The following is an 8,291-nucleotide window of genomic DNA, read 5'->3' as shown; positions in this document are numbered from 1 at the left end:
CAGCCAACACCCCGTCCCACTCCTGAACCAACCCCACCCCGAGCTCAGACACACCCCAACTCAACCACACACAACTGTGATTGCAGTACTAGGGCGCGTATTCGGTTGTGATCAATCTTCGGGATTCGCTCACGTGACGAGGTCTGATCCGGTACATCGTGATGTGTGACGCGAGTGCAACTGACGGACGTGGAGTGGGAGTTCATCGAGCCGTACCTGCCGATCGGCCAGTACGGCCCGTATCCGCAACGGCTGCGACAGCAGTTCGAGGGTGTGATCTGGCGGTTCAGGACGGGCGGGCAGTGGCGGGAGATGCCGGGAGAGTTCGGCGCGTGGTCGACCGTCCACAACCGCTTTCGGCAGTGGAGGGACGCCGGCGTCTTCGAAGCCTTGCTGGAGGGCCTGATCGCGGAGGCCGAGAAGCGTGGAGAGGCGGACTTATCGCTGGTCAGCGTGGACTCCACCACGGCCCGGGTTCACCATGACGCCGCCGGTATGCATCTCGATTCCGATACTTTGACCGCCTTGGAGAAGGCCGCTGCCGAGGAGGAGAAGGCCCGGCAAAGGGGGGCAGCCCGGCAGAACAAGTCCGGCAGGATGCCGCGGACGGCCCGGAACGGGAAGAACGGCGACGCGTCCGGCGCCGGCGCAAGCTCCGACTGAAGGCTGCCCTGCTCGGCCGGTCGAGGGGCGGGCAGACCAGCAAGGTCCACCTCGCCGCCGACCGGAAGTGCCGCCCACTGGCGTTGCTGCTGACCGCGGGGCAGGCGGCGGACAGCCCGCAGTTCATCCCCGTCCTGAAGAAGGTGCGGGTGCGCGGTCCTGTCGGCCGGCCCCGCACCCGGCCCGACGCGGTCGCCGGAGACAAGGCCTACTCGTCCCGTGGTAACCGCGCCTACCTGCGGAAACGTCACATCAAGGCGGTCATCCCGGAGAAGAGGGACCAGGCCGCCAACCGGAAGAAGAAGGGCAGTAGGGGCGGCAGGCCTGTCGCCCACGACTGCGATCTTTACCGCGACCGCAACACGGTTGAACGCGCGATCAACAGGATGAAGGCGTGGCGAGGCATCGCTACGCGCTATGACAAGACTCCGGGGAGCTACCTCGCTGGCCTCCACCTCCGCGCATCGATGATCTGGATCAAGGACTTCACAAGAGCCGCCCCTTGATCTCCCTAGGTGTTCCAGTCCCCACTGGGTGAGCTGCCGGAGGCAACCTGGTCTGCGCTCAGCGAGCGGGTCTGTGCGAGGAGCAGAGTGACATCGTCGCTCGGCGGCTTGGCCCGCAAGGTGTCCACCGTGGAGGAGCACAGATCGTCCAGTGTGAGGTGGGGCCGTGCGAGGGCCGCCCGCAAACGGTTCATGCCGGCGCTGATGTCCTGGCCGCGGGCCTCGATCAGACCGTCGGTGTAGAGGGCGAGCACGCTTCCTTCGGCAAGCTCCAGGGTGACGGACTCGAAGGGGACCAGTCCGAGGCCGAGCGGTGCTCCGGTGGGCAGGTCGGGGAAGGTGACGTGGCCGTGCGGGTCGATGATCGCGGGCGGTGGGTGGCCGGCCCGCGACATGGTGCAGGTGCGGGTGACCGGGTCGTAGACCGCGTACAGGCACGTGGCGGCCATCGTGGTGGTGGCCGGGTGCCGGGGGTCGGCTTCCGCCTCGGTGAGGCGGATGACCTGCTCGTCCAGGCGGGACAGTACTTCGTCGGGAGGCATGTCCATGTCGGCGAGGGTGCGCATGGCGGTGCGGAGTTGGCCCATCTTGGCCGCCGCGTTGATGCCGTGTCCGACCACGTCGCCGACGACCAGGGCGACGCGGGCGCCGGAGAGGGGGATCACGTCGAACCAGTCACCCCCGATGCCGTGGTGGCTGTCGGCCGGCAGGTAGCGCCAGGCCACATCAGCGGCGGAGCCGCCTGTGGCGTGGTGAGGGAGCAGCAGGCGCTGCAGGGCGAGAGCCGCGGAGCGTTCGCGCACGTATTGGCGGGCGTTGTCCAGGGCCAGCGCCGCCCAGCTGACGAGTTCCTCGGCCAAGAGCAGGTCGTCCTCCTCGAACGGCCTGGGGTCGTCCGTCCGCACGAAGACGGCCACGCCCAGCACTGCGCCCCGGGCGTGGATCGGGACGACCATCAACGAGTGCATGGCGTGCTTGCGGATCTTCTCCGCCCGCGCCGCGTCCTGGTGGTCCAGCCAGCTGCCTGGGGATGTGTCCAGTATCGGCTCGAAGTGGGATTTCCCGGAGCGCAGGACATTGGTGAAGGGCGAAATGGGCGGGACGAAGACCGGCTCTCCGCGAGCGAACAGGGACTCCGGGATTCCCGGGTGGATCGAGGCCAGGCCCGCACGGCGGAAGGCGGGGATGTGCCCGTCCTGTGGGCCGAGATGGGCCAAGGGCTCCTCGCCCAGTGGGACGGACTCCGCCAGGTCGACGGTGGCGAAGTCCGCGAGGAACGGCACGGCGAGGTCGGCCAGTTCCTGACCGGTCTGCATGACGTCCAAAGTGGTGCCGATGCGCCTGCTGACCTCGCCGAGGATTGCCAGACGCTCTCGCGCCCGCCGGCTGTCGGTGACATCCACGCTCACGACGCACACGCCCAGCGCGCGACCCTGCGCGTCGTCGAGGCGGAAGTAGGACGCTGTCAATATGCGGTTGCTTCGCACATTGGCCGGCAGGAAGGCCCGGTAGTCCACGTTGATCGCCGGGTCGCCGCTCTCCAGCACCTGGTGCATCACTGCCTCCAGCGTTTCGGCTTCCGTCCCGGGCGCCGCCTCCGTCAGCCTGCGGCCCAGCCGCTTGGGGAGAGGGATGCCGTCCTTGGAGCCCTGGGTGTCGTTCACCCGGATGCAGCGCAGGTGCCTGTCCCGTATGACGACACCGATCGGCAGGCGGCTCGGCAGCGGCAGCGTAGCGAGGAGCGGCTCCGCCCCTGTGGCCTCGGCCGGCCACATGGGAAGCAAGGCCTTGTCGGTCGCACAGACCACCCACCGCTCCCGGCCGTCCTGCCCGGACAGCGACGACACGCGCAGGCGCACGTCGATGCTGCGGCCGTCGCGGTGGCGCACCTGCGCGAGGTAGGAGCAGCGGCCCCGGCCGGTGTTCTCTTGTGCGGCCTGTGAAGCCTTTGCTCGGTCGTCAGCGGCCACCAGCAGGACACCGGCGGACCGCCCCACCACCTCCGCGGCCGAGTAGCCCACGAGCCGCTGAGCGGCCTGAGACCATCCGACCACCGTCCCCTGCGCGTCGAGGACAGCTATCGCCGGGCCAACTGTCTCGCAGGCCGCCTGAGCCTCGGAGACTGAGGTCTCTGCGGAACTGGCCATTGCTCTTCCCTTCTATGTCCCCCCCGGCTCCATGTCCCCCGGCCTCGCAGCGAGGACTCGATCAACCCCGCCCGCCAGTTCGGTCCTGCCGCATTCGCCGGGTAGACCAGTGGCCTGCCGTGCTCGGTAGCTCGATCACTCCTGCCCCGGACCTATCCATCCACCAGACAACCGAGCGGCTGGGGGACCGCATCGCCATATCTTCACTCTGGGGTTTGGGCGCTCAACTGGGCGTACCGACCGAGCTGGCGGAGGGGATGTCGATGTCGGTCTGGTTGACGTTGTTGAGAAAGTTGGTCAGCAGGGCCTGTACTGCGACCGTGACGATCGCCAAGATCTCCGGGTCGGTGTAGCCGGCGCCGCGCACAGCCGCGAGGTCCGCGTCGCTGACTCGCCCGCGGTTCTCGACCACCTGCTGAGCGAAGCGAGCGACTGCGGCGCGCTTGGGGTCGACCGAGCTCCCGGCGCGAGCCAGGTCGATGTCGTCGCTCGACATCCCGCCGAGTTCCGACGATACGTACGTGTGCATCGCCAGGCAGTAACCGCAGCCGTTGGCCTCCGAGACCGCGAGCGCGATGGTATGCCGCGTCTTCGCGTCCAGAACGCGACTCATGGTGCCCTGCAGCGTCACGACGGCGTCAAGGACGGTCGGGTTCGACGCGATGGTCTTGAACATGTTCGGGACGAAGCCGAGTTGCGCGCCAAAGTTGTCGAGGATGCCTCGTGCGCCCGCGGGGACGTCGTCGAGAGAGGGAGTGTTCAGTCGTGACATAGCGGATCAACCTACGGTAGGTGTGCGAGTAGTCGCCGAGCCCGGTCACGCCGAACACTTTTTGGGCTTGGCGGCCCACTCCTCAGACTTAACACCACCCGAGTCTGGGCTGTCAAGCCCACTCTGCGGTATCGTGTGACGTATGGAAGCCACGACACGAGCTCGGGTGCCTCACAAGCTCACGGACAAGGGTCAGGCGACGCGTGCCCGGATCCTGGAGCATGCCGCGGAACTCATCTACACCAAGGGTGTCCACGCGACGAACAACGAGCAGCTCCGTCGCGCGGCCGGCGTGAGCGGGTCACAGCTCAACCATTACTTCCCGACCAAGGAGAGTCTCGTCCTGGCTGTGATCGCATGGCAGGCCGATCGCGTCCTCGCATTCCATCGCGGTGAGCGATTCGCTTCCTTCGGCGATCTCGACGCGTTTCGGGCGTGGGCGGATTTCTACGTCGGCTACGAGCGCGCCTTCCAGGAAGGCTGCAGCCTCGGCTCCCTGGCGAGCGAGATCATCAAGACGGACCTTGACGTTCACGATGAGCTCGCGAGTGCGTTCGACCAGTGGAGGGACATCTTCCGCGACGGGCTCCAGCACATGCAGCGACTCGGCCGCATCAGTACTGACGCGGATCCGACGCAGCTGGCCAATCTGCTTCTCTCCGCATTCCAGGGCGGCAGCCTCCTCGCCCAGGTCGCTCGGGACATCACCCCGCTGAAGGACGCGTTGCAGGCAGCCATCGATTACGTGCAGACCTTCGCGACGTCTCCCGAAGTCGACGTACTGCAGGTTCGCCAGCCGCCGACGGTCTGAGACCGCACATCGAACGTGAGAAGGGTCGTGTCCTCGCCAGCGGCCTCAGACGGCAGGGGCTTCCACCTTGATCGTGGACACCGGTTGTCATGCAGTGATGGCCAGCGTAGTTGATCTCTGTTCGAAGGCGACCGGCGCAAGGTAGCCGATCGTGGGGTGCCTGCGCCGGTGGTTGTAGAACCCGAGCCAGCGGAAGACTGCGAGCCGGGCGACTCGTTCGGTCGGCCAGCCGCGCCGGTCGGGCAGGATCTCCCGCTTGAGCGAGGCGAAGAACGACTCCGCGGCGGCGTTGTCCGCGGAGGTTGCCGACCGCTCCCATGGACCGGCGGATTCCGGCCCGGTGGCAGGCGTCGGCGAACGCCTTCGACCCGTACTGAGCCCCGTGATCGCTGTGGAAAATGACGTCGTCCACCTGGCCGCCGCGAGTGCGGACGGCCGCGTTGAGCGCGTCGGTGACGAGCTCGGCCCGCATGTGATCGGCCATCGACCAGCCCAGTAGGCGACGGGAGTACACGTCGATGACGGTGGCCAGATACAGGAACTTCCCGCCGACGATGGGCAGATAGGTGATGTCGCCGATCCAGGCCCGGTTGGGGGCGGATGCGGTGAAGTTGCGCCGTAGCAGATCGGGCACCGCCTGGGCGGCGGGGTCCGGAATGGTGGTCCGGTGCCGGCGTTTCAACCTTCCTCCCTGGATGCCGTGTTGGCGCATGAGTCGTTCGACACGTTTGCGGTTGACGACCACGCCGCCCGCGAGAAGCTCGACGGTGATCCGCTTGGCCCCGTACGTCTTTCCGGACTCTGCGTGGACCTTGCGTATCCGTTGGGTGAGTGCGGCGTCCGCGGCCTGTTTCGCGGCGCGGGCCGGGGCGGTCTTCAGCCACCGGTAGAACCCGGACCTCGACAGGTTCAACACGGTGCACAGCCGCTTCACGCCGTAGGCGCCGCGGTGGTCGGCAACGAACTCGAAGCGGCTCACCAGTTCGTCTCGCCCGCAAAATACTTGGCCGCCCGGCGCAGGATGTCACGTTCCATCTCCAACTCGCGCAGCTGCTGACGCAAAGCCGCGATCTCCGTGTCCTTCGCCGACGCCGCAACCGCCTCGGGCCGCTCGACCTTCTCCGCCGTCTTGATCCACTGCCGCAGCGTCTCGTGGGTCACACCCAGCTCGGCGGCAACGCGCGAGTCGGGCCGGCCCGACGAACGGGCCAACGCCACCGCGTCAGCCCGGAACTCCGCCCAGTACTTGTGGGTCCCCACCTGGGACTCCTCTCCCTGAACTCAAGATCCAGTGTCGGTGTCCACGATCAAGGTGGAGGGCCCCTTCGCACTGCTCGCACTGTCGAACCCCGCCGACCAGCGCCGCAACACGGGATCATCCGCTGATGCTTGTCGAACGGTTCTCTGCCATCCTAATGTGGACGTGAAGGTCCTGTTCAGTCGCCTTAAGCAGTGGCGCACCCATCGGGACCACAGGGCGGAGCGCGCAGCAGCGAGCGGCGGTTGCAGGACGCAAATGAGAAGCAAGAAACCCAAACCTGTACAGGCCTTCCCCGTCGTGGACGGGGTGGGGCCGACGTCGCGCGCAGATGCACCGCGGCTGTGGCCGGGCAAGGCTCTGGCGACAATCGAGCCCGCCGGCCCGGTCTGCCGGGCGATATGACTCCGTACTAATGTGGACTTGATCGTCCAGTTGCGACCGGACTGTGCATGCCGCGCAGGCAAAGACTGGATACAGGGAGGTGCCGAATGAAGGCGATTGTTGTGACGGACCAGGCCGCGGGAACGGCCGGGATGATGCTGGAAGAGCGTCCGGAGCCGAAGGCTGGGGGGAACGACGTTCTAGTTGAGGTTCACGCGTCGGGATTCACCCCCGGTGAGCTGACGTGGCCGGGGACCTGGACCGATCGGCTCGGCCGTGACCGGACGCCGTCGATCCCTGGGCACGAGGTTGCAGGGGTGGTCAGCGCTCTTGGCTATGGTACGAGGGGCCTGTCGGTGGGACAGCGGGTGTTCGGGCTCGCGGAGTGGACTCGCGACGGAACCCTGGCGGAGTACGTGGCCATCGAGGCGCGTAACCTCGCGCCGCTTCCGGGGGATGTCGACTTCACTGTGGGCGCGAGCCTGCCGATCTCGGGTCTGACCGCGTGGCAGGGGCTGTTCGTGCACGGCCGCTTCGAGGTGGGGCAGAGCGTCCTCGTGCACGGCGCGGCCGGTGGCGTCGGCTCGATGGTGACGCAACTCGCCTGTGAGGCCGGTGCCTACGTCATCGGCACCGGACGTGCTCCCGACCGGCAGACCGCACTCGACTTCGGAGCGAAGGAATTCGTCGACCTCGACAACGAGGCACTGGAAGACATTGGCGGAGTCGATCTGGTCTTCGACGTGATCGGCGGTGACATCGGCAAGCGGTCAGCAGGCCTGGTCCGAGCCGGAGGGAGGCTGGTGACGATCGCCGGCCCGCCCGAGGTGCAGCCGAAGGAAGGCCTGGCGGTCGATTTCGTCGTCGAGGCCGATCGCACGCAGTTGGGTGAGGTCGTCCAGCGGGTCCGGGATGGTCGGTTGCAGACGAACATCGCCCAGGTCGCGGACTTCGACGAGGCCGTTGCCGCTTTCAACCCGACCAAGCGGGTCAAGGGGAAGACGATCATCCGCGTTCGCCCGTAAGCACCCGGCGTACCCCCGGACCAGCAAGCAACGAAGGAATACCCCCATGACCGAGCCAACCGAACAGACCCGCTACGCCATCGAGTACCCCAACGGGAAAGGCACCCTCAGCCAGGACCAGGCCGTCCCCATCGACGAGGTGATCGATGATCCCCACGCCCCTGCGTTCGACTTCTACGTCGTCAACGACGAGAAAACCGGCATCTACGAGGCCATCGTCGGCGACACCGAGATCGCCGGCCTGCCCTACAACGTCGCCAGCGACGACCGACTCGTGCTGCTGGCCACCTCAGTGTTCCCCGAGTGCCGCAGACAGGGCAGGGCATCGCCCCCGAGCTGATCCGACGCGTCCTCGACGACGTGCGCACGCAAGGAAAGACGGTCACCAGCATGTGTCCGATCGTGCGCACCTTTATCGAGCACAACCCCGAGTATTCGGAACTCATCGACCCTGAGCACCCGGGGGCGACCATAGGGTCGCACCAGTCCTAAATGATCACCGCTGGTCCATCTGCCCTGGATCGGCCGCGAAGCAGCAACAAGGAGGACTTCCGTGGCTTACACAGCCTTGGGGGGCTGTACCGATCCCGACTCGTACATCACCGAGTCCGACGCTGAGGCCCTGCTACACGGCATCTGCTTCAAGACCGGACCGCCCCGCTCGCTCGGTGTCGAGGTGGAATGGCTCGTCCACGAGCTGCGGAGACCGTGGCTTCCTGTATCAC

The 8,291-nt window shown here is 66.8% G+C and carries 6 protein-coding genes and 3 pseudogenes; 6 read left to right on the top strand and 3 right to left on the bottom strand.

What is annotated here, in order from left to right:
* The first annotated feature begins 165 nt into the window (after positions 1 to 165).
* Positions 166 to 1,169, top strand: a pseudogene (locus ABZ904_RS49645) (IS5 family transposase).
* 5 nt (positions 1,170 to 1,174) lie between these two features.
* Here ABZ904_RS49645 and ABZ904_RS49640 read toward each other — a convergent pair.
* Both ABZ904_RS49640 and ABZ904_RS49635 read right to left on the bottom strand, forming a co-directional pair.
* Positions 1,175 to 3,316 carry a SpoIIE family protein phosphatase gene (locus ABZ904_RS49640; protein WP_361830784.1) on the bottom strand — a complete coding sequence of 714 codons (2,142 nt, stop codon included), beginning with the start codon at positions 3,314 to 3,316 and terminating at the stop codon, positions 1,175 to 1,177.
* 223 nt (positions 3,317 to 3,539) lie between these two features.
* On the bottom strand, positions 3,540 to 4,088 hold the full coding sequence (locus ABZ904_RS49635) for a carboxymuconolactone decarboxylase family protein (protein WP_361830781.1): 549 nt from the start codon (positions 4,086 to 4,088) through the stop codon (positions 3,540 to 3,542).
* 142 nt (positions 4,089 to 4,230) lie between these two features.
* Here ABZ904_RS49635 and ABZ904_RS49630 point away from each other — a divergent pair, with 142 nt between their 5' ends.
* A complete protein-coding gene (locus ABZ904_RS49630) occupies positions 4,231 to 4,899 on the top strand; it encodes a TetR family transcriptional regulator C-terminal domain-containing protein (protein WP_361830778.1) in 669 nt (222 codons plus the stop codon).
* Between the two features lie 87 nt (positions 4,900 to 4,986).
* On the opposite strand, the pseudogene ABZ904_RS49625 reads toward ABZ904_RS49630, so the two are convergent.
* Positions 4,987 to 6,159, bottom strand: a pseudogene (locus tag ABZ904_RS49625) (IS3 family transposase).
* Positions 6,160 to 6,648: 489 nt separating this feature from the next.
* Between ABZ904_RS49625 and ABZ904_RS49620 the strand changes: the two are divergent.
* From ABZ904_RS49620 to ABZ904_RS49605, 4 genes and pseudogenes are all read left to right on the top strand, one after another.
* On the top strand, positions 6,649 to 7,566 hold the full coding sequence (locus ABZ904_RS49620; protein ID WP_361005098.1) for an NADP-dependent oxidoreductase: 918 nt from the start codon (positions 6,649 to 6,651) through the stop codon (positions 7,564 to 7,566).
* 46 nt (positions 7,567 to 7,612) lie between these two features.
* Positions 7,613 to 7,906 (top strand): hypothetical protein, encoded by a 294-nt coding sequence (locus ABZ904_RS49615; RefSeq protein WP_361005080.1) that lies wholly within the window; start codon positions 7,613 to 7,615, stop codon positions 7,904 to 7,906.
* On the top strand, positions 7,870 to 8,058 hold the full coding sequence (locus tag ABZ904_RS49610) for an N-acetyltransferase (RefSeq protein ID WP_361830775.1): 189 nt from the start codon (positions 7,870 to 7,872) through the stop codon (positions 8,056 to 8,058). The genes ABZ904_RS49615 and ABZ904_RS49610 overlap by 37 nt, the downstream gene beginning before the upstream one ends.
* A 61-nt stretch (positions 8,059 to 8,119) precedes the next feature.
* Positions 8,120 to 8,291 (top strand): annotated as a pseudogene (locus ABZ904_RS49605) (ergothioneine biosynthesis glutamate--cysteine ligase EgtA); the annotation flags it as partial.

The sequence above is a fragment of the Streptomyces sp. NPDC046900 genome, assembly GCF_040644975.1.
Classification (GTDB): domain Bacteria; phylum Actinomycetota; class Actinomycetes; order Streptomycetales; family Streptomycetaceae; genus Streptomyces.
Note: the sequence above shows the minus strand (reverse complement) of the source record. Positions and strands in the feature narration are given on the sequence as shown.